Annotated in this window: 6 protein-coding genes; 3 read left to right on the forward strand and 3 right to left on the reverse strand. The window is 65.5% G+C overall.

The annotated features are described in order from the left end of the window. Positions 1–4 precede the first annotated feature (4 nt). Positions 5–16,144 carry a non-ribosomal peptide synthetase gene (locus tag M5B99_RS09825; protein ID WP_248803846.1) on the reverse strand — a complete coding sequence of 5,380 codons (16,140 nt, stop codon included), beginning with the start codon at positions 16,142–16,144 and terminating at the stop codon, positions 5–7. A gap of 246 nt (positions 16,145–16,390) precedes the next feature. Between M5B99_RS09825 and M5B99_RS09830 the strand changes: the two genes are divergently transcribed. The 3 genes from M5B99_RS09830 (at position 16,391) to M5B99_RS09840 (ending at position 19,550) form a co-directional block, all read left to right on the forward strand. Next, positions 16,391–17,395, forward strand: a complete 1,005-nt coding sequence (locus M5B99_RS09830) for a cupin-like domain-containing protein (protein ID WP_248803847.1) — start codon at positions 16,391–16,393, stop codon at positions 17,393–17,395. Then, positions 17,392–18,762 (forward strand): MFS transporter, encoded by a 1,371-nt coding sequence (locus M5B99_RS09835; protein ID WP_248803848.1) that lies wholly within the window; start codon positions 17,392–17,394, stop codon positions 18,760–18,762. Before M5B99_RS09830 ends, M5B99_RS09835 begins: the two co-directional genes overlap by 4 nt. 176 nt (positions 18,763–18,938) lie before the next feature. After that, positions 18,939–19,550: an aspartyl/asparaginyl beta-hydroxylase domain-containing protein gene (locus tag M5B99_RS09840; protein WP_248800886.1), complete on the forward strand. Its 612-nt coding sequence runs from the start codon at positions 18,939–18,941 to the stop codon at positions 19,548–19,550. 80 nt (positions 19,551–19,630) lie between these two features. Here the strand turns inward: M5B99_RS09840 and syrC are convergent, their stop codons facing one another. Next, on the reverse strand, positions 19,631–20,842 hold the full coding sequence (syrC, locus tag M5B99_RS09845) for a syringomycin E biosynthesis aminoacyltransferase SyrC (protein WP_248803849.1): 1,212 nt from the start codon (positions 20,840–20,842) through the stop codon (positions 19,631–19,633). A gap of 56 nt (positions 20,843–20,898) precedes the next feature. Then, on the reverse strand, positions 20,899–21,834 hold the full coding sequence (gene syrB2 / locus M5B99_RS09850) for a syringomycin E biosynthesis L-threonyl-[L-threonyl-carrier protein] 4-chlorinase SyrB2 (RefSeq protein WP_248803850.1): 936 nt from the start codon (positions 21,832–21,834) through the stop codon (positions 20,899–20,901). Positions 21,835–21,849 lie beyond the last annotated feature (15 nt).

Below are 21,849 nucleotides of genomic sequence, written 5' to 3' on the forward strand. Positions count from 1 at the left end.
TTTATCAAGCATCCTTGGAGACGATAGCGAGCAGTTCGCTTTCAGACAGCGAAGCCATTTCTTGTTGCAGGTCCAGCAGTTCGTCCGACTCGTACTGCGCCAGCTGCAGGGTGGTGATCAGGTCGGCCAGGGCCTGCAGCGACGGGTGTTCGAACAGGCCCCTCAGGGGCACTTCGACACCGAAGGTCTCGCGGGCCCGGAGGGTGACCTGCACCGCCAGCAGCGAATGCCCGCCGAGTTCGAAGAAGTCGTCATGCCGGCCGATGCGTTCCAGGCCCAGCAGGTCGGCCCAGATCGCCGCCAGCAGGGTTTCGGTCTCATCGTTCGGCGCTTCGTACTCGCGGTGGGCGAAGTCCTCGGCCGCCGGGGCCGGCAGGGCGCGACGGTCGAGCTTGCCGTTGGGGCTCAGCGGCAGTTGCTCGACCAGCACGAAAGCCGACGGCACCATGTAGTCCGGCAGTTGCGAGCTGAGGTACGGCCGCAGGGTCTGGCTGGCGTTGCGCCCGGCCAGGTGCGGCTCGACGCTCAGGTAGGCCACCAGGCGGGTGCTACCCGGAACATCTTCGCGAGCGATCACCGCCGCCTCGCGTACCCCCGGCAGGGTCAGCATCAGCGCTTCGATCTCACCGGGCTCGATACGGAAGCCGCGGATCTTCACCTGCTGGTCGTTGCGCCCGAGGAACTCGAGCACGCCGTCGGCGCGCATCCGCACCAGGTCGCCGGTACGGTACATCCGTGCCTCGTCGCCGAGGCCGAACGGGTCGGCGAGGAAGTGCTCGGCGTTCAACTGCGGCCGGTTCAGGTAGCCACGGGCAATCCCTTCGCCGCCGATGTACAGCTCACCGGAAACGCCCAGGGGCACCGGCTGGCCCTGCGGATCGAGCAGGTACAGGCGGGTGTTGGGGATGCCCCGGCCGATCGGCACCGTGCCCTGTTCATCACCGCCGCAGCGGTGCACCGTGGCCCAGACCGTGCCTTCGGTGGGACCGTATTCGTTGTACAGGCTGATGGCCGGTTCGAAGCTGGCGCATTCCTGCGCCAACAGTGGCGGGCAGGCTTCGCCGGCGACAATCATCTCGCGCAGGCTGGCGTGTCCCTTGCCATTGGTCAGGCTGCCCAGCACCAGGCGGCCCAGGGACGGCACGCAGAGCAGGGTGGTAATCGCCTGGGCATCGATGAAGTGGGCGATGGCTTCGGGATCGCGGGCGGTCTCGGCATCCGGGATGCACAAGGTGCCGCCGCTGACCAGGGTGCCGAAGATCCCCGCGACCGAGCTGTCGAAGGCAATCGAGGAGAGCAGCAGGAAGCGTCGGCCTTCGTTCGGTGCGTAGACCGCGCAGCGGGCCAGGGTCGAGGCCACCAGGTTGCGGTGCTCGATCATCACGCCCTTGGGCTTGCCGGTGGAACCGGAGGTGTAGATTACATAGGCCAGGTGCGCCGAGGTCAGGGCGTCGGCGGCGAACTGTGGATTCTCCAGATCGGGTGCCGGCGTCAGCGTATCGGCCTGTTCGAGTGCCAGGTAGCGGGTCGTGCCGCTCAGTTCGCCCACCGCCGCGCGTCCGACCGGATCGGCCAGCAGCAAGCGCGGTTGGGCATCCTCGACAATCGCGGCCAGACGTTCTGCCGGGTAGGTCGGGTCCAGCGGCACATAGGCGGCGCCGGCCTTGAGGATGGCGAGAATGCTGACGATCATCGCCGCACCGCGTTCGACACAGACGGCGATCAGGTCTCCCGGCCGGGTGCCGGCCGCGATCAGCTGTTGGGCTAGGTGGTTGGCGCGGGCGTTGAGCCCGGCGTAGTCGAGGCTGCCCCGGGCATCGACCAGGGCGATGGCCTCCGGTGTCCAGCGCACCTGTTCTTCGAACAACCGCTGGATGCAGGCGTCTGTCGGGTAGTCCAGGCGGTTCTGGTTGAAGGTTTCCAGCAACAGGGTGCGTTCTGCGGGCGGCAGCACATCCAGTTGCGTGAGGAGGATTTTCGGTGTGTACATCAGCGCCTGGGTCAGTTGCTCCAAGGCACGCTGCATCAGGGCGCAGAGGCGTTGCGGGTCCACCGGCCGCACGCTTTGCACCAACAACCCGAGGTCGTCGCCGTAATCGTTGACCGACAGGGTCAGCGGGTAGTTGGTCCGTTCGGCGCTGTCGAGCATGCGCATGCCCGGCCATTGCAACTGGCTGTCATCGCTCTGGTGGCGGTAGTTGAGGAGGCTGGTGAATAGCGGCAGGGCCTTGGCCACGCCACTGCAACGCTGGGCCAGGGCCAGGGAGGCCTGTTCGTGGGCGAGCAGTTCGCCGAGGTCGCGGTGGGTCGCCAGGACCAGTTCGTGGGCACCTTGCGCCGCCAGTTGCACCCGCACCGGCAGGGTATTGATAAACACCCCGAGGGCCCGTTCGGCACCCGCCGAACCTTGCAGGCGGCCGGCGACCACGGTGCCGAAGACCACGTCGTCACGGCCGGTGCAGCGGGCCAGGACCTGGGCCCAGGCCACATGGAACAGCACCGCCGGGGTCATCCCGCGCTCGCGGGCCTGGGCCCGGATACGCCGGCTGAGTTCGCGGCTCAGTTGCGCCTCGGCTTCTTCGATGTGGTTGCCGTCGCCCTGGACTTCCAGCAGCTCGAACGGCGCGGTAGGCGCATCGACATCGGCCAGGCGGCGGCGGAAGTAGGCTTCATGGACTTCGGCCGGGGTGGCCTGGGTCTGGGCGATAAAGTCGCGATAGGGTTGCGGCGCCGGCAGGCTGTCGCCCTGGCCGTGGAGAATCGCGTGGATTTCTTCCAGGACGATTTCCAGGGTCACATGGTCGCTGGCCATATGGTGGTTGAGCAGCGCCAGCAACCAGCGTCCGGAGTGCGGGTCGCGAGCGATGCAGGCGCGCATCAGCGGCGCCTGGCGCAGATCCAGGCGCAGTTGTCGTGGATCGTTGAGGTTGCGCAACTGCTCCAGCGGGTCCTTGTCGCTGTCGAGGGTGACACTGTGTACCGGCAGGCGGGCGTGACGTTGCACCACTTGCACCGCCTGGGGCAGGCCGTCCCAGTGCACGGCCGTGCGCAGGATGTCGTGCCGTTCGATCACCTGCTGCAGGGCAGCGATAAAGGCGTCCAGGTGCTGGCGGTCGTCGAACTCGAGCATCGAGCGCACCAGGTAGGCGTCACCTTCATGGCCGAGCAGGTGATGGAAGAGAATGCCTTCCTGCAGCGGTGCCAGCGGGTAGATGTCCTGGATATTGGCGGCCCCGCCGGGAACGGCGGCGACGATCCGCTCCAACTGCGTGGCATTCAGTGCCACCAGCGACAGCATGTCTGGGGTCAGTTGGGTGCAATCGGGCGGAATCCGGTTGGCCGGTGCCTGGAACAGCGCTTCACTGGACTGGCTCACGGCCAGGGCCAGCTCGCGCAGGCTCGGGGCACTGAAGACCCGCCGGACATCGGCGTTCAGGCCTTGTTCGCGCAGGCGCTCGATCAGGCTGACCGCCATCAGCGAATGGCCGCCGAGTTCGAAGAAACCGTCATGGCGACCGACGCGCTCGAGCCCGAGCAATTGCTCCCAGATCTTGGCGATAGCTTGTTCCACGGGGCCTTGTGGGGCCTCGTAGGTGCGGCTGGCGTAGGCGTCCTGGCCCGGCTCCGGCAGGGCCCGACGGTCGAGCTTGCCGTTGGCGGTCAGGGGCAGGGCATCCAGTACCACGAAGGCACTCGGCACCATATGGCTGGGCAGGTGGCTCAGCAGTTCGGCGCGCAACTGCTCGGCGCTGGCCGGTTCGCCGCACAGGTAGGCGACCAGGCGCTTGCTGTCGGCTTGTCCGGCCTGCTGTTCGCGGGCGATCACCGCCGCTTCGCGCACCCCCGGCAGGGCGGCGAGGGCCGCTTCGATTTCCCCCAGTTCGACGCGCAGGCCACGGATTTTCACCTGGTCGTCATTGCGTCCGAGGTATTCCAGGCTGCCGTCGGGCAGCCAGCGACCGATATCACCGGTCTTGTACAGGCGGGCATTGGCCTGCGTGGAGAACGGGTCGCGGATAAAACGCTCGGCACTCAGTTGCGGCAGATTCAGATAACCACGGGCAACGCCGACCCCGCCGATATGGATCTCGCCACGTACCCCCACCGGCAGCAATTGCCCGTGGCTGTCGAGCACATGCAGTTGCATATTGCGGATCGGCCGGCCAATCGGGATCGAGCGCTCCTGGTAGGTCGCCAGGTCCGTGTCCGCCGTGTGCCAGGCGACCACGTCGCTGCACTCGGTGGGACCGTAGCTGTTGATCACCGCCGGGCGTGGCTGGGCGAGTTTTTCCAGCATGGCGATCTGAATCGGCTCGCCCCCCAGGACCACGCGTTTCAGGCAGGCCAGGGCCTGCTCCGGGTCAGCGTCCACCAGGGCGTGGAAGGCACTCGGCGACAGGTTGATGTGAGTGACGCCGGCCTCGGCGATCTGCGCGACGATGGCCGTGGGGTTGAACGGTTCTTCGGCCAGGTGCAGCGCCGCGCCGACCATCAGCGGCGCGAGAATGTTCTTCTGGGTCAGGTCGAAGTTGTAGGAGGAGGCCAGCAGCACCGCGTCCCCGGCATGCAGCGCCAGGTCCTCGAGGTACCAGTCGAGCAGGTTGCGCAGGCCGCGATGTTCCACCATCACGCCCTTGGGCAAGCCGGTGGAGCCCGAGGTATAGATCACATAGGCCAGGTGGCCGAAGTTCAGCTCTGCTACTTGCGGGTTGTGAGCCGCCACGTCGAGCAGCGTCGGGTCGTTCAGTTCAAGGATCGCCAGGCCCTCGGGTAATGGCAGTTCATCCAGCCCTTGCTGGAGCACCAGGGCCCGTGGCGCGCTGTCGGCGAGCATATGCGCCAGGCGTTGCGCCGGGTATTGCGGGTCCAGTGGTACGTAGGCGGCACCGGCCTTGAGGATGCCGAGCAGGCCAATGACCATTTCCGGGCTGCGCCGGGCACAGAGGCCGACGGTGTCGTCAGGCCGCACGCCGAGGGCGATCAGACGATGAGCGATACGGTTGGCCCGGGCATTGAGCTCGGCGTAATCGAGGCTCTGTCCGGCGCAGACCAGCGCCACGGCGTGCGGAGTGAGCGCCGCCCGGGCTTCGAAGACCCGCTGGGGCAAACGCTGCGGCTGTTCGTCCAGGGTGGCTTGTGGCGGGTTGAAGGTCGTCAGCAGTTGCTCGCGCTGTTCTGCATCGAGCCATGGCAGGCTTGCCAGCGGTTGCGTGGCGTCTTCGAGCAGGGCATCGAGCAGGTGCAGCAGGTGACGGCTCCAGCGCGCGATGGTGCTTTCGTCGAACAGATCGGTGGCGTACTCGAACTGGCCACGGATGCTTTCACCGTCGTCATTGAGCGACAGGCTCAGGTCGAACTGGGTGGTGCCGGTGGCCTGGGGCAGCGGGGTCAGTTCCAGGCCGGGCAGGGCCAGCACCTGGTCGCGAGGGGTATTGCCGAGCACCAGCATGGCCTGGAACAACGGGCTATGGCCGAGGCTGCGCTCCGGTTGCAGGGCTTCGACCACCTGTTCGAAAGGCAGGTCTTGATGGCTGTAGGCGTCGAGGGTGGTGGCCTTGATCTGCGCCAGCAACTGGTCGACGCGGCTGCCGGCCTGGACATCGACGCGCAGGGCCAGGGTGTTGACGAAGAAACCGATCAACGCCTCGGTTTCCTGGCGCGGGCGGTTGGCGACCGGGGTGCCGACCACCACTTGCGCCTGGTTGCTCAGGCGCGACAGCAGGATCGACCAGGCCGCCAGCAGGATCATGAACGGGGTCAGGCCCTGCTGCTGGCTGAACCGGCGCAGCTTGGCACTCAAACTCGCCGGCAGTTCCAGGGCCAGGGTGGCGCCGAGGTAGCTTTGTACCTGCGGCCGCGGATGATCGGTGGGCAGTTCCAGCAGGCCCGGCGCACCGCCGAGGTGCTTGCTCCAGAAACGGGTCTGGGCTTGCAGGCGCTCGCCTTGCAGGTGCTGTTGTTGCCAGGCCGCGTAGTCGGCGTATTGCAGGGCCAGCGGCGGCAACGGATCGTCGAGACCCTGGCTGAAGGCGCTGTACAGGCGGTTGAACTCGCCGATCAGCACCGCCACGGACCAGCCATCGGAGACGATATGGTGCTGGGTGACCAGCAGGATATGCTCGTCCTCGGCCAGTTGCAGCAGGCGTCCACGCACCAGCGGGCCCACGCTCAGATCGAAAGGCGCGTGGGTCTCGGCCTGGCCCAGTTGCTCGACCTGCTGTTGCTGTGCCTCGCCAGCCAGGGCGCGCAGGTCGTGCTCGACCAGGGTAAAGCCGATATCGGCAGCGGCGAAGTGTTGGCGGACTTCACCGTCGCGGCGCTCGAAGGTGGTACGCAGGCCTTCGTGGCGGCCGACTATACGGTCGAGGGCCCGTTGCAGGGCGTTGCGGTCGAGCTGGCCGCGCAGGCGCAGGGCCGCCGGCATGTGATAGGCGACGCTGGCGGCATGGTCCAGTTGATCGAGGAACCACAGGCGTTGCTGGGCCAGGGACAGTGGCAGGTCGTGGTCGCGTGGCACCGCTTCAATCGGCTGGACCCGCGACTGGGCCGCCTGGTCCACGCACTTGGCCAGGCTCTGCAGGGACGTCAGGCCGAACAGGCTGCGCAGGTCGATCTCGACACCGAGGTCCTGGTGCAGGCGGGCTTGCAGTTGCACGGTGAGCAGCGAGTGACCGCCGAGTTCAAGGAAGCCGTCGTGACGGCCGACCTGATCCAGGCCGAGCAGGGTTTTCCAGAGTTCGGCGATGGCCACTTCGGTATCGCCTTGCGGCGCCTCGTAGACCTTGCTGGCCAGGGCGTCCTGGCCCGGGGCGGGCAGGGCGCGGCGGTCAAGCTTGCCGTTGGCGGTCAGCGGCAGGCTGTCCAGATGGACGAAGGCGCTGGGCACCATGTACTCGGGCAGGTGCTTGAGCAGTTCGCCGCGCAGCTGTTCGGCAGAGGCCGGTTCGCCGCACAGGTACGCTACCAGGCGCTGGTCTTCCCGGGCGGTGACCACGGCCTCGCTGACGCCGGCACAGCCCAGCAGCACATTTTCGATTTCACCCAGTTCGATCCGGAAACCACGGATCTTCACCTGGAAGTCGTTACGGCCCAGGTACTCCAGGGTGCCGTCGGCCAGCCAGCGGCCAAGGTCGCCGGTCTTGTACAGGCGCGCGTTTGCGACTTGAGAGAAGCGGTCGACGATAAAGCGTTCGGCACTCAGCTCGTCGCGATTGAGGTAACCACGGGCCACACCGGCACCGCCGATATGGATTTCCCCGGCCACGCCCAACGGTGCCGGTTCGCCACGGACATCGAGGACATGCACCTGGACATTGGCGATCGGCCGGCCGATGCTCGGTTTCTCGCCGAGATCGCGGATCAGGTCGATGGTGGCGTCGACCGTGCATTCGGTCGGGCCGTACATGTTGTAGAAGTGAATGGTCGGGCAGTTGCGCAGCTTCTCCCAGGTGCTGGCATTGATCGCTTCACCGCCCAGCAGCACGCTGATCGGCTGGTAGCTGCGGCGTTCCAGCAGGCCGGCGCAGAGCAGGGTATCGAGCTGCGATGGAGTGGAGTCGAAGGCATGCACCTGATGGGCTTCGAGGAAGTCCAGCAGTTCGCTGCCGCTGGCACGGATCAGTTGCGGGATGATCACCAGCTTGTGCCCGGAAAACAGCTGCGAGATGCCCTTGATCGACATGTCGAAAAAGAAACCGGCGTTGAGGGCCACGGTGGCTGGTGTCGGGCAATGCTGGTGGGTGGTGCGGGTCAGCACGTTCCAGAAGTTGAACACCGAACGGTGTTCGACCATCACGCCCTTGGACTGGCCGGTGGAGCCGGAGGTGTAGATCACATAGGCCAGGTTTTCCGCTGTCAGTCCCGGGACTGTCGGGTTGTTATCGAAAGCGTCGTCGTCTGCGGCACGCAGTGATTCGGCGGTGTCGAGCAGCAACAGCGGCGTGTCGCCAGCCGGCAGGGTGAGTGCGGTCTGAGTCAACAAGGCTCGTGGTTGGCTGTCCCGCAGCATGAAGGCCATGCGCTCGGCGGGATGCGCCGGGTCGATCGGCACATAGGCGGCACCGGCCTTGAGTACGCCGAGCAACCCGACAATCATGTCCAGGCTGCGCTCGGCGCAGATGGCCACGCGCTCATCCGGTTGCACGCCGAGGGCCAGCAGTTGCCGGGCCAGATGGTTGGCGCGACGGTTGAGCTGGCGATAGCTCAGTTGGCGGTCTTCGCAGACCAGGGCGATAGCCTCGGGATTGGCGCGAACCTGGGTTTCGAACAAGGCGTGGATCGGCTCTGCCGGAGCAAACCCGGTGGCGGTGTTGTTGAAGCGGTTGAGCAGCAATTGCCGCTCGGCTTCGGGCAGCACTTGCAGGCTACTGGCCGGACGCCCCGGGTCTTGCTCAAGCGCCTCGACCAATTCGGCAACGGCCTGGCCCAGATAGGCGGTGATACGCCGCGGATCGATGCCTTCGATGGCCTGGGCGGTCAGGGAGAAATCGACACCCTCATCCGCCACCGCCACTTCGATCGGGTAGTTGGTGCGTGCTTCGTTGCTCAGGAAACGCACGCCGTCCCAGGCCAGTACCTGGTCCTGGTTGGCCAGGGAACCGCCATCGCTCGAATGACGGTAGTTGAACAGGCTGGTGAACAACGGCAGGCCCGCGGCTACGCCGCTGCACCGTTGGGCCAGGGCCAGGGAGGCCTGTTCGTGGACCAGCATTTCACTGAGGTCGCGATAGGTTTCGTCGACCAGAGCGGCAACGCCGAACCGGGCCAGTTGCACCCGCACCGGCAAGGTATTGATAAACACTCCGAGGGCGCGATCCGCTCCGGCCGAACCTTGCAGACGCCCGGCGACCACGCTGCCGAACACCACGTCGTCGCGGTCGGTGCAGCGTCCGAGCACCTGGGCCCAGGCTATATGGAACAACACCGCCGGCGTGACCCCGGCGGCCTGCGCGCGGGCGCGGACCTTGCGGCTCAGGGCCGGATCGAGGCGCACGCTGGTTTCCGTGACCCGGGCACCGTCGCCCTGGACATCCAGCACGCCAAAGGGCGCGGTAGGCTCATCGACAGTGGCCAGGCGACGGCTGAAGTAGGCTTCGTGGACCTCGGCCGGCGTGGCGAGGATCTGCGCGACAAATTCGCGATAGGGTTGCGGAGCCGGCAGCTCGGCCGCCTGGCCCTGCATCAGGGCGCGGATTTCCTCGAGCACGATCCCCAGGGACACGTGGTCGCTGATCATATGGTGGTCGAGCAGGGTCAGCAGCCAACGCTCGGAGTGCGGATCACGGGCGATGCAGGCGCGCATCAGCGGTGCCTGTTGCAGGTCCAGGCGCAGGTGGCGTGGATCGCTCAGGCGTTCCAGCTGGCTGCGCGGGTCTTCATCCGGCGTCAGGGTCAGGGTCTGGACCGGCAGTTGGGCGCGGCGATGGACCACCTGCACCGCTTGTGGCTGGCCGACCCAGTGCACCGCGCTGCGCAGGATGTCATGGCGGTCGATCACCGCTTGCAAGGCGTCGACAAAACTATCGAGGCGCTGGCGATCATCGAACTCGATCAACGAGCGCACCAGGTAGGCGTCGCCTTCGTGCCCCAACAGATGGTGGAAAAGGATGCCTTGCTGCAGCGGCGCCAGCGGGTAGATGTCCTGGATATTGGCGGCACCGCCGGGAACGGCGGCGACGATCCGTTCCAGCTGGGCGGCGCTCAGCTCCACCAGCGGCAACATATCCGCGGTCAGCCGGGTGCAGTCGGCCGGGATGCGGTTGGCCGGGGCCTGGAACAGCGTCTGGCCGTCGCGGCTGATGGCCTGGGCCATTTCCCGCACGCTGGGGGCGGTGAACACGGTGCGCACGCTGGCGTTGAGGCCGTGCTGACGCAGGCGGTCGATCAGGCTGACGGCCAGCAGCGAGTGGCCGCCGAGTTCGAAGAAACGGTCATGCCGGCCGACCTGCTCGATGCCCAGCAGGTCTTGCCAGATACCGGCGACAATCTGCTCGATCTCGCCGCGCGGTGCCTCGTAGGCACGGCTGACAAAGGCGTCCTGGCCCGGTGCGGGCAGGGACAGGCGGTCCAGCTTGCCGTTGGGGGTCAGGGGCATGGCTTCCAGGTGCACATAGGCACTCGGCACCATGTAATCCGGCAGCGCTTCCAGCAAGGCAGCGCGCAGTTGCTCGACCGGCACCGGCTCACCGCACAGGTAGGCGATCAGGCGTTTGCTGTCGGACTGGCCGGGCTTGCTTTCGCGGGCCACCACCACGGCTTCGCGGACACCGGCACAGGCGGCGAGCACGGCCTCGATTTCGCCGAGTTCGACACGGAAACCACGGATCTTCACCTGGTCGTCGTTACGCCCCAGGTATTCCAGGGTGCCGTCCGCACGCCAGCGGCCGAGGTCGCCGGTCTTGTAAAGGCGGGCGTCCGGGTCGGTGGTGAACGGGTCGGCGATAAAGCGTTCGGCACTCAGTTCGGCGCGGTTGAGGTAGCCACGGGCCACGCCGACACCACCGATATGCAGTTCCCCGGCCACGCCCAGGGGCGCCAGGTGGCCGGCGGCATCCAGCACATGCAACTGGGTGTTGCGCACCGGCGTGCCGATGGAGCGGAAATCCTCGTTGTCAGGTTCCATCAGGCGGATCGAGGCGTTGACCGTGGCTTCGGTCGGACCATAGGCGTTGAACAGCGCCGGGCGGTGGCCCTCGCGGGCGAACCACTGGGCCACGGCCTGCTTGCCCACGGCTTCGCCGCCGATCATGAATTGACGCAGCGAGGTCGGCAGCGGCACATCGGCGTCGCGGCTCACCTGTTGCCAGAACACCGTCGGCAGGTTGGCCACGCTGATCGCGTACTGCTCGCACAGGGCGGCAAAGGCGGCGGTGCCGGCGATCCAGGCATCGCTGCGCAGCACCAGGGTGGCGCCGGACAGGAGTGCGCCGAAGATCTCTTCCACCGACATATCGAAGGTCATGGTGGCGAATTGCAGGATGCGGTCCCGCGGATTGAGGCCATAGCGCTCTTGCAGGGCGCCGATCTGGTTGCACACCGAACGGTGTTCGAGCATCACGCCTTTCGGCTTGCCGGTGGAACCGGAGGTGTACATCACATACGCCAGGTGCCGTGAAGTCAGGCCGCTGACCCGTGGGTTGGCGTCGTTGCCCGGGCTGTCTTCCAGGCGCAAATGGGTGAGTGACAGCGGCGGCAGTTGTTCGACCAGGTTGCCCTGACTCAGCAGGACCCGTGGCGAACTGTCGTCGAGCATATGTTGCAGGCGGTCCTGCGGGTAGTTCGGGTCGAGCGGCACGTAGGCGCCGCCGGCCTTGAGGATGGCGAGGATGCCGACGATCATTTCCGGGCTGCGTTCCACCAGCAGGGCCACGCGTTCGTCGGGGTTCAGGCCGGCGGCGATCAGGCGATGGGCGATACGGTTGGCCCGGGCGTTGAGTTCGGCATAGCTGAGGGCGATGCCTTCGGCCTGTACGGCAATGGCCTCGGGGCGTGCCTTGACCTGCTGTTCGAAGACTTCCTGCAACAGCAGGCCTTCGGGGAATGGCACCAGGGCCGGGTTGAAATTGCCGAGCAGCTCGCGGCGTTGCTGGTTGTCCAGCAATGGCAGGCTTGCCAGCGGTTGCGTGGCATCTTCGAGCAGGGCATCGAGCAGGTGCAGCAGGTGACGGCTCCAGCGGGCGATGGTGCTGGCGTCGAACAGATCGGTGGCGTACTCGAACTGACCGCGGATGCTTTCACCGTCGTCATTGAGCGACAGGCTCAGGTCGAACTGGGTGGTGCCGCTGACCTGGGGCAGCGGCGTCAGTTCCAGGCCGGGCAGGGCCAGGGCCTGGTCACGGGGGGTATTGCCGAGCACCAGCATGGCCTGGAACAACGGGCTGTGGCCGAGGCTGCGCTCCGGTTGCAGGGCTTCGACCACCTGTTCGAACGGCAAGTCTTGGTGGCTGTAGGCGTCGAGGGTAGTGGCCTTGATCTGCGCCAGCAACTGGTCGACGCGACTGTCGGCCTGGACATCGACGCGCAGGGCCAGGGTGTTGACGAAGAAGCCGATCAGCGCCTCGGTTTCCTGGCGTGGGCGGTTGGCGACCGGGGTACCGACGACCACTTGCGACTGGTTGCTCAGGCGCGACAGCAGGATCGACCAGGCCCCGAGCAGGGTCATGAACGGGGTCAGGCCCTGCTGCTGGCTGAACTGGCGCAGCTTGGCACTCAACCCCGTCGGTAGTTCCAGGGCCAGGGTGGCGCCAAGGTAGCTTTGCACCTGCGGCCGTGGATGATCGGTGGGCAGTTCCAGCAGGCCAGGGGCACCGCCGAGGTGCTCGCTCCAGAAACGGGTCTGGGCTTGCAGGCGCTCGCCTTGCAGGTGCTGTTGTTGCCAGGCCGCGTAGTCGGCGTATTGCAGGGCCAGCGGCGGCAACGGATCGTCGAGACCCTGGCTGAAGGCGCTGTACAGGCGGTTGAACTCGCCGATCAATACGGCCACGGACCAGCCATCGGAGACGATATGGTGCTGGGTGACCAAGAGGATATGCTCGTCCTCGGCCAGTTGCAGCAACTGCCCGCGAATCAGCGGGCCCTGGCTCAGGTCGAAAGCTTCGAGAGCCTCGGCCTGGGTCAGTTGTTCGACCGCCTGTTCACGGGTTTCGACGGGTAGCAGGCGCAGGTCCTGCTCGCCCAGGGCAAAGCCGATATCGGCGGCGGCGAAGCGCTGGCGGACTTCGCCGGCGTGGCGTTCGAAGGTGGTGCGCAGGCTTTCATGACGGGCGACGATACGGTCCAGGGCGCGCTGCAAGGCATTGCGGTCGAGCTGGCCGCGCAGGCGCAGGGCCGCCGGCATGTGGTAGGCGACGCTGGCGGCATGGTCCAGTTGGTCGAGGAACCACAGGCGTTGCTGGGCCAGGGACAGCGGCAGGTCGTGGTCGCGGGACACCGCTTCAATGGTCTGGACCGACGAGCGGGCCGCCTGGTCCACGCACTCGGCCAGGCTCTGCAGGGAAGTCAGGCCGAACAGGCTGCGCAGGTCGATCTCGACACCGAGGTCCTGGTGCAGGCGGGCTTGCAGTTGCACGGTGAGCAGCGAGTGGCCGCCGAGTTCGAGGAAACCGTCGTGACGGCCGACCTGATCCAGGCCGAGCAGGGTTTTCCAGAGTTCGGCGATGGCCTCCTCGGTGTCGCCTTGCGGTGCCTCGTAGGCCTTGCTGGCCAGGGCATCCTGGCCGGGGGCGGGCAGGGCGCGGCGGTCGAGCTTGCCGTTGGCGGTCAGCGGCAGGCTGTCCAGATGGACGAAGGCGCTGGGCACCATGTACTCGGGCAGGTGCTTGAGCAGTTCGCCGCGCAGTTGCTCGGCTGGTGCCGGCTCGCCGCACAGGTAGGCGACCAGGCGCTTGCTGTCCGCTTGGCCCGGATCGTCCTCGCGGGCGATCACCACCACTTCGCGAACCCCGGCGCACAAGGCCAGCGCGGCCTCGACTTCACCGATCTCGATGCGCAGGCCACGAATCTTTACCTGGAAATCATTGCGGCCCAGGTATTCCAGGGCACCGTTGGCCAGCCAGCGACCGAGGTCGCCGGTCTTGTACAGGCGCGCCCGCGGATCGCTGGAAAACGGGTCGGCGACAAAACGTTCGGCGCTCAGCTGTGGCTGGTTCAGGTAACCCCGAGCCACGCCGATGCCGCCGATATGCAGCTCCCCGGCCACGCCCAGGGGCTGCACCTGGCCCAGGGCATCCAGTACATGCATCTGGATATTGGCAATCGGTCGACCGATCGGCACGCTTTCGCCCGGATCGGTGGGGCGGCATTGCCAGGCGGTGACGTCGATCGCCGCTTCGGTCGGGCCATACAGGTTATGCAGCTCGACCCCTGGCAGTTGCTGTTCGAAACGCCGTTGCAGGCCACGGGGCAGGGCTTCGCCGCTGCACAGCACCCGACGCAGGTCGGGGAAGTCGCGGGCGGCGCGGTGTTCGAGAAACAGGTCGAGCATCGACGGCACGAAGTGCAGCAGGGTGATGCGGTTGTCGCGTATCACCTGGGCCAGATAGTCCGGCTCCTGGTGGCCGCCGGGGCGGGCCATGACCAGCTCGGCGCCGGTCAGCAACGGCAGGAAGAATTCCCAGACCGACACGTCGAAACCGAACGGGGTCTTTTGCAGGACCCGGTCGCCGGCTTCGACGGCATATTCGTCACGGGCCCAGAGCAGGCGGTTGACGACGCCGAGGTGTTCGTTCATCACCCCCTTCGGCGTGCCGGTGGAGCCCGAGGTATAGAGCACGTAGGCCAGGTGGGTCGGCAGCAGGCCCAGGGCCTGGGAGTCCGGGTTGTGGGCCGGTTGCGCGGCCAGTTGCGCGCTGTCGGCGGTGTCGTCGAGGATCAGCACCGGCACGTTCGACGGCGGCAGGCTGTCGACCCACGCCTGGGTGGTGAGTAGCGCGCGTGGGGCGCTGTCGCCGAGCATATAGGCCTGACGGGCGCTGGGCAGGTCCGGGTCGATCGGCACATAGGCACCGCCGGCCTTGAGAATTCCCAACAGTGCCACGACCATTTCCGGGCCACGGCGCAGGCTGACGGCAACCCGAGTATCCGGCTTCACACCCAGCTCGATCAGACGGTGGGCGAGCTGGTTGGCCCGGCGGTTGAGTTGCGCGTAGCTGAGCAACGGCCCGCCATCGCCACGCACCGCACAGGCGTCCGGACGCTGGGCGGCCTGCTGTTCGATCAACTGGTGGATCAGCACATCGCGGGGATACTCGCGGGCGCTGGCGTTGAACTCGACCTGCAGGCGCTGGCGCTCGTCCTCGGCCATCAGCGGGAAGTGCGCCACCGGCGTGTCATATTGCTCCGGCACCGCTTCGAGCATCGCGAAGATGCGTTGCTGCAGGCGCTGGGCTTCTTCGAGGCTGTAGTAGGCGGTGTTGAAGTTGAAGTCCAGGTGGACGTCTTCGTACGGGTGGTAATCGCGGACGAAGATCGCCATCGGCGTCTGCTCGTAGCCGTTGTCCATGGTGATCACCCGCGACGAGGTGCCGCCGAACTGATCGTCGCCGTCCAGGCTTTCGAATGACAGCGAGACATCGAACAACTGCCGGCGCCCGGTCTGCGCCAGGCGCAGGGTGCGGTTGAGTTCGGCGATGGGGAAGCGCTGGTGGCGATAGCAGCGGCGCAACTGTCCGCCGGCGACGTTCATCAGGTCCAGCAGCGAGCCCTGGGGATCGACCGCCAGGCGAATCGGGCTGACCGAGGAGAACATCCCGGCGGTGGCCTTCTGGCGGGCGGTGGTGCGGTTGTGCACCGGCATGCCGATAACGATTTCATCGACCCCGACGGTGCGGCAGAAATAGGTGCTGACCACGCTGATCAGCACATGCGCCACCGACAGGCTGCGTTCGCTGGCGAACCGCGTCAGGGCGTTGTAGAGCGCCCGGGGCAGCATGGCCTGGACCTGCTCGCTGGGCACCAGTTCGTTGGCTTTACCGGCCTTGAAGTCGGCCCGGCGTTGCAGCAGCGACGGTGGCAATTGCGCGTAGGTGTCCTGCCAGAACTGGCGGTCGCGCTCGTAGCGCGAGGACTGCAGGTAAGCCCGGTCTTCCTCGAGGAACGACAGATAGGAATGGCCTTCGGCGACCTCTTCGTTACCGGCCAGCAGGCCGTTGTAGGCGGCGCCCACGGCATGGCCGATCAAGGCCACGCCGATACCGTCGGTCACCAGGTGGTGGTAGCGGTTGAGCCAGTAATGGCGCTGCGGTCCGCAACGCACCAGGCGTGCCTCCCAGAGTTGTCCGGTCAGCGATTCGAAGGGCTGGCGGAAGGCCTCGCGCAGGTAGGCCATGGCCAGCCCGGCATCGTCGTCGGCCTCGGAGAACTCCACCACTTCCAGCTTGACCTTGACCTCGGGCAGGACCCGCTGGCGACCGATGCCGCCCTCGTGGCTGAAGCTCAGGCGCAGGGTGTCATTGCGGTTGGCGACCATCTCGATGGCCTTTTCGAACAGCGGGATGTTGACCTCGCCCTTGATCTCCAGGGACATGCCGATGTTGTAGTAGGGCAGGTCCGGGTGTGCGATCTGATCGAGCCAGATGCCCTGCTGGACCGAGGCCAGTTCGTGGGACGCGCAGGCTTGCGCGGACAGCTTGTCGGTCGACGAATCCATTTCGGAGCACCTGTTTGCAGAATCAGTGGGTTCGTCTCCGCTCGAAGTGCAATAGCGCGTAGGAGCCTGGACAGCTGCCTGTCGGCGGGACGAAGGAAAAGCGTGGGAAAAAACTAGAGCATCCACTGGGCGATGTCTGTCATGGGAAGCAGGGACAACCCTGCGCGGAGGCCGTCGGCGCGCTTGGGAACGCGCGCGCGAGTCTGTTATATCAACGGCCCTGAGTGTTCTTGCGAGGGTCGCACAATGTCATTGATCGCCGAAGTGGATCGCCCTGAGTCGAAGTTCTGGAGTCTGTCGCGGTTTCCCAATCACCCCCAGGCGGGACCTGTCGAAGTGATCGATGCGTTGACGATTTCCCGCGAGGAATTCACCCGCCGCTATGTCAACCACAACCGTCCCTGCCTGGTGAAAAATGCCGTGCGTCACTGGCCGGCGTTCGAGAAATGGCAGCGCCTGGATTACTTCAAGGCGCATTCGCGCAACAACCCGGTGGTGGTGCGTTCCAAGATCGTCTCGGAGGTCATCGGCTGGTCGAACCCCGAGGTCAAGGCGGCGCTGACCGAGTATGCCGGCACGGTCTACCGGGAGGTGCCGTTTCACCAGTTTCTCGACGAGCTGGGTCACGGGAGTGACCCTCTGGTGGCCGACAGTTGCCGTTTTTCCGCAGGCTCGGCCATCGAGCAGATGAAGGACGATGTCGGCGGCCTGCCGTTCATGCCGCAACTGTCCAAGTCCCGGCACTATCCGCCGCATCGCAGTTTCCTTTATCGCAATTCCTACACCGACTGGCATTTCCATGTTGTCGACGAGACCTTCATGGCTCAAGTGGTCGGGGCCAAGGAGGTCCTTCTGCTGCCGCCGGACGAAAACAGCTGGCGGGCGCTGCGGCCAGTCGTCGAAGAGGCCGGCTACCTCTACGACATCGATACCCGGCGCTTCCCTGGTACCCGTGGCCTGCAGGCGCTACGCACGGTGGTGGAGCCCGGCGATGCGCTGTATATCCCGGTGTACTGGTGGCATGCGGTGCAATCGATGGATGACGCGTTTGGCGCGACGGTTGCCGCGACCTTCCCGACGCCCTTGCATGTCAGTGGCGATATCCGTTCGCCGATCGCCAGGCGGGTGCTGCGAACCTATCTGTTTTCCCGTCTGGCGCCGCTGGTGCTGGGGGCGGTGGCCTACTCCCTGGCCTGGCGCCTGGGGCAGCGGCTGAAGGCGGTGTTCACGCCTCGCGATGTGCGCCCATGAGCCGCAGGCGCCGTCAGCCAGCCTTCGACCTGGGGCGAAGTTTCTATTTCCTGTGGTGTGGCGAGTCCCTGGCGATCGTCGGCACGGCGCTGATGGAGTTCGCCCTCGGTGTCTGGGTCTATTCCCATACCGGCTCGGCGGTGGCCTTCGCCAATGTGGTGCTGGCGGCGACCTTGCCGGCGGTGATCTTCCTGCCCCTGGCCGGCGGGCTGGCCGACCGGGTCAGTCATCGGTTGATCATTGTCTGTTGCGACGTCAGCCTGGCGCTGCTGCTGTTCGGTGTCATGGGCCTGCTCTGGTTCGACCGGTTGGAGCCGCTGCACCTGTATATCTTCAACTGCATGGCCTCGATCGTCTCGGCGTTCCGCAAGCCGGCCTATCAGGCGGCGGTCAATTCGATTGTCGCCCCGGATAAATTCACCCGGGCCTCGGGCCTGATGGGCATCAGCAAGAACGCCTCGGCGCTGGTGGCGCCGTTGCTGGCCGGGGCGATCATGGCCAGGGCCGGGTTCGTGCCGATCCTGGCGGTGGACCTGATCACCTTCTGTTCCGGGACCTTGCTGGTGATCAAGGCGTTTTCCCATGTGCGGCCGGCACCGGGGCGCGCTGAAGCGGTCGGCAAGAGCTCGGTGTTGCGCGGTTCGCTGAACAACATCACGGCCGCGTTGCGGTTTTTCGCCGCCAGCCACGTGATGGCCGGATTGCTCTTCTACACCATGCTGCGCAACGCGCTGTTGTCATTGGCGACGCTGATGATGACGCCGTTGCTGCTGTCCACCCTGGGCAGCCAGACCCTGGGCCTGGCCTACACCTGGGCGGCGCTGGGCGGACTGTCGGGCGCCGGGTTGCTGATCTCCATGGGCAACCCGCGGCGCCTGATGGTGCTGGTGGCGGTGGCCGACCTGCTGTTGTCGAGCTGCGTCATTGCCATGGGGGCGGTCTCCCATGCGGTTGCCTATTGCGCCCTGGCTTTTGTCGCGATCACCGCGGCGAGTGTCGCCGATGCCAGCGTGAACTCGTTGTGGATGCGCAAGATCCCCGCCGGCAATCGGGCCAGTGTGTTTGCCCTGATCAGCATGTTGACCATTGCCACCACCAGCCTGGTGATCTTTGTCGGTGGCCTGCTGGTGGACCACTGGTTCCAGCCGGCGCTGCTGCCTGGCGGGGCCTATGCCGAGTCGATCGGGCGCTGGATCGGGGTGGGTGCGGGACGTGGCGTGGGCATGCTGTTCGTGGTGGCGGGGGCGTTCTTTGCGCTGCTGTCCCTGACAGTCCTGGTCTACGGGCCGATGCGCCGCCTGGAGGGCGTAGAGGCTGAAACGGCGCCCTTGCGTAGCGGCGACACGACCCGGGCCGACGCTCTGTGACAGCCGGCCGGGGCGCCCCTGTGCGACGGGCCGCCCCATGGGTTGTACCGGATTCCCGTGACAGACAGGCCAGGTCCCGTGGGTCAACCTTTGCAAGCTCGCGCGCAACGTCCCGGATTCGACAGGACTGCGCCGCACCGCCATCCGAGCCGACAACAATCGATAAAGGAGGACCTATGCGTCCGTCGTTTTATGAACCCAAGCGCTTCCCCAAGCTCAAGCACCTTGCCGACAACTGGGAAGTGATCCGTGAAGAGTTTCTCGCCCTCGATGCCCCGACCCTGACTATCAACCGCGTCGGCAAGTCGATCACCGAGATCGTCGATGAAGTGGCCGCGCATATGGAGGCCGGTGGTGAGTATGGCTGGCTCTGGGGTTGGGGCGACGACATGGACGTCATGCCCGAGTGGACCCAGTATGGCCTGGTGGCCTACGACACACCGATCCCCTATGCCCAGGCCGCCATGCCGGGGACCATCGAGCTGTTGAAACAGATTCCCGGGATCAAGCTGTGTGCCTTGCTGCGCATGGAACCCAATGTGTTCCTCGGTACCCATTCCCACACCGGCACCTGGGAAGAGGGCTTGTTGCATATGCAGTTGACCATCGATGCACCGCTCACCCAGAACTATGCCTACCTCAACGTCAATGGCAGCTTCAACCAGAGCACCAACGGCAACCTGGTGATCTTCGACGGCTCCCTGGATCACTTCGCGGTCAATGCCTCGCGGGCGCACCGTACCGTGCTCTACCTTGAGTTTCATCGCGAAAAGCACATGGACACTTGATATCGGCGTGGGCGGTCCGAGTGATCGGGCCGATTTTACAGCGGTAGGGGGCATACGCCCCCTTTTTTAGTGGGTGGCTGTCAGGCGACAGCCGGCTGGAGGGTTTCTTCGAGGAAGCGGAAAGCGGTCTGTTTCGAGTAGTGGGTGGAGGCGAAGAACGCCAGGTGGCTGCCGTCCTGCTCCACATGCAGGATGGCATCGTCGATCGATGCGGCGATATAGCGTGAACCGCCGATGTGGGTGGTTTCATCGGCATCGCCGGCGACCACCAGGGTTGGCACGGTGATGCGCGCCAGCCGTGACGCCAGTTCGGTCTTGTTCAAGGCATCGTTCAGCCGCGCATAACGATAGAACAGCTCCGGGTTGACGTAGGGGTAGAGCACCACATGGGCAATCGGTTCCGGCGTGGTGGCCAGCGTCGCCTGGTCGAGGAACATCGCCTGCAGGTCGCTGGCCTCGCGGCGGTCATAGGCCGCGGCTTCCATCAGCCATTCGAAGTTCTGCTGATGGGTGGTGCGCAGGTTGTTGTCGCCCAGATTGTAGTCGCCGTGCCACAGGCTCAGGGAATTGACCCGCTCGCCAAGGGCGGCGGCGGCGCTGAGGGCGATCACCGCGCCGCCGCAGATGCCCATCAGGTGCGCCGTCGACAGTTCATAGTGATTCATCACGCTGATCAGGTCGGCGACCTGGGCATCGGTATCCACCGCGACCTGATCGAAGGCCGCGCAGGAACCGAACAACCCGCGGGTTTCCCAGGTGACCACGAAGAAGCGCTCGCTGAGGGCGTTGAACCAGTCGCGGCAGAGGTCGAAGGGCATGCCGCAGGGCAGCGCCAGGACAATCGCCGGACGCTCCCTGTCGGTGCTCGCGTGCACCGACAGGGAAACGTTGTCGCGGGTGGTCAGGTGCAGTGTCTCAACCTCCGGCACGGCACCGCTGAATTCGAAATGTTTGAGCAATCGCCCGAACGCCTTGGCCTCTTCGGCATTGTCGAAGTGATCGTAGCGGTAATCGAGCGCCTGGCAGATTTTCCGGCTGATAAAGAATTCGAACGACGACAGTTGGGCCTCACCACCATGCAGGTACTGCACGGTGCGTACGCCGATCCGTGCAAAGGCGGCATTCACCGCCCGTTCCGTGGCTCTCACGCTGGGCGAAGCCTGCTCGGGGAGCAGGCCGTTGTCCGGGGCGAGAAAGCTCAGGCACATGGGGTCGGGCAGATGGATGGCAAGGTGCCTAAGCATCCTCACGGTCTCGCACAGGCGCATCGCTGCGTCGGTGGAAATAGTCATGGATTTTAACTCCTGTAGGCACATTGCCAAGCCAACCGTCGCCTGGCAGATGTGGGTCAGACCGCTTCGAATTTCTTGCCGCGGGTGGTATGGGTCACGAGCCGGTTGTATTGCGGTGTCTGATCACCGATCACTTGCACCGCGCCGTATTTCTCCAGGCTGATGCGACCGCCGTATTCCTCGATATGCTCCGAGTCCGGGTAGATCTTCACGAACGACGGTACATAACGCGAGGCGAAGCCCATGCGCATCTCTTGCGTTTCGCCGCTGTGGGGGTAGGAGGCATGCATCAGGGTCGACCAGAAAATGATGAACTGGCCGGCCTTCATCTGCATCGGCACGGCGGATTCCTCGTCGGGCTTCCAGTCCTGGTCGATCTGCAGTTGGCGATAGTCGTAGCCGAAGAAACCGCGGCGCACGCCGTCCTTGACCACCTCGCTGTTGTTGGCTTCGGGGTCGTAGCTCATGCGCTTGGTTTCGTCGTAGTTCATGCTGTTCTGGGTGCCGGGAATGAACTGCAGGCAACCGTTGGCGATGTTGGCGTCGGTGAACGCGGTCCAGACGGTGATGGTGCCGCCGAACTCCTCGTTTTCCGGCCAGAGGATCTGCGGTTTGCCGGAAGCGTTGGCAAAGGTGTCAGCCTGATGCCAGTCGGTGCCTTCGTCACCCGGGTATTTGGGGAAGAACTCGGTGCGCCAGCACAGCACATCCGGGCCGAGGATGCTTTCGACGCGGTCGCAGATCTGCGCGCGGCAGATGTGGTTGGCGAGGAATTCGTCATCCAGGTGGCGGTCATAGTTGGCGATGTTGGTCCCGGCGGAGATGGCGTCCAGGTCCTGGTAAGCCGCGGCGCTACGGTCGAGCAGGCGCAGGCGGGTACGTCTCCAGGTTTCTTTCATTTCTTCCGGCGAGTAGGCATCGAACGGGCCGATAAAACCGTTCTTTTCGAATGAGGCACGCTCTTCCGGGGTCAAGGCGAATTTTTTGCTCACGGGCTTTTCCTTTTC

It is taken from the genome of Pseudomonas sp. MWU13-2100 (assembly GCF_023242365.1).
Classification (GTDB): Bacteria; Pseudomonadota; Gammaproteobacteria; order Pseudomonadales; family Pseudomonadaceae; genus Aquipseudomonas.

Bases quoted from the DNA above. Each gene is read 5' to 3' on its own strand.
- M5B99_RS09825 (WP_248803846.1), bottom strand. From the start codon at position 16,144: ATGGATTCGTCGACCGACAAGCTGTCCGCGCAAGCCTGCGCGTCCCAC.
- M5B99_RS09830 (WP_248803847.1), top strand. From the start codon at position 16,391: ATGTCATTGATCGCCGAAGTGGATCGCCCTGAGTCGAAGTTCTGGAGT.
- M5B99_RS09835 (WP_248803848.1), top strand. From the start codon at position 17,392: ATGAGCCGCAGGCGCCGTCAGCCAGCCTTCGACCTGGGGCGAAGTTTC.
- M5B99_RS09840 (WP_248800886.1), top strand. From the start codon at position 18,939: ATGCGTCCGTCGTTTTATGAACCCAAGCGCTTCCCCAAGCTCAAGCAC.
- syrC (WP_248803849.1), bottom strand. From the start codon at position 20,842: ATGACTATTTCCACCGACGCAGCGATGCGCCTGTGCGAGACCGTGAGG.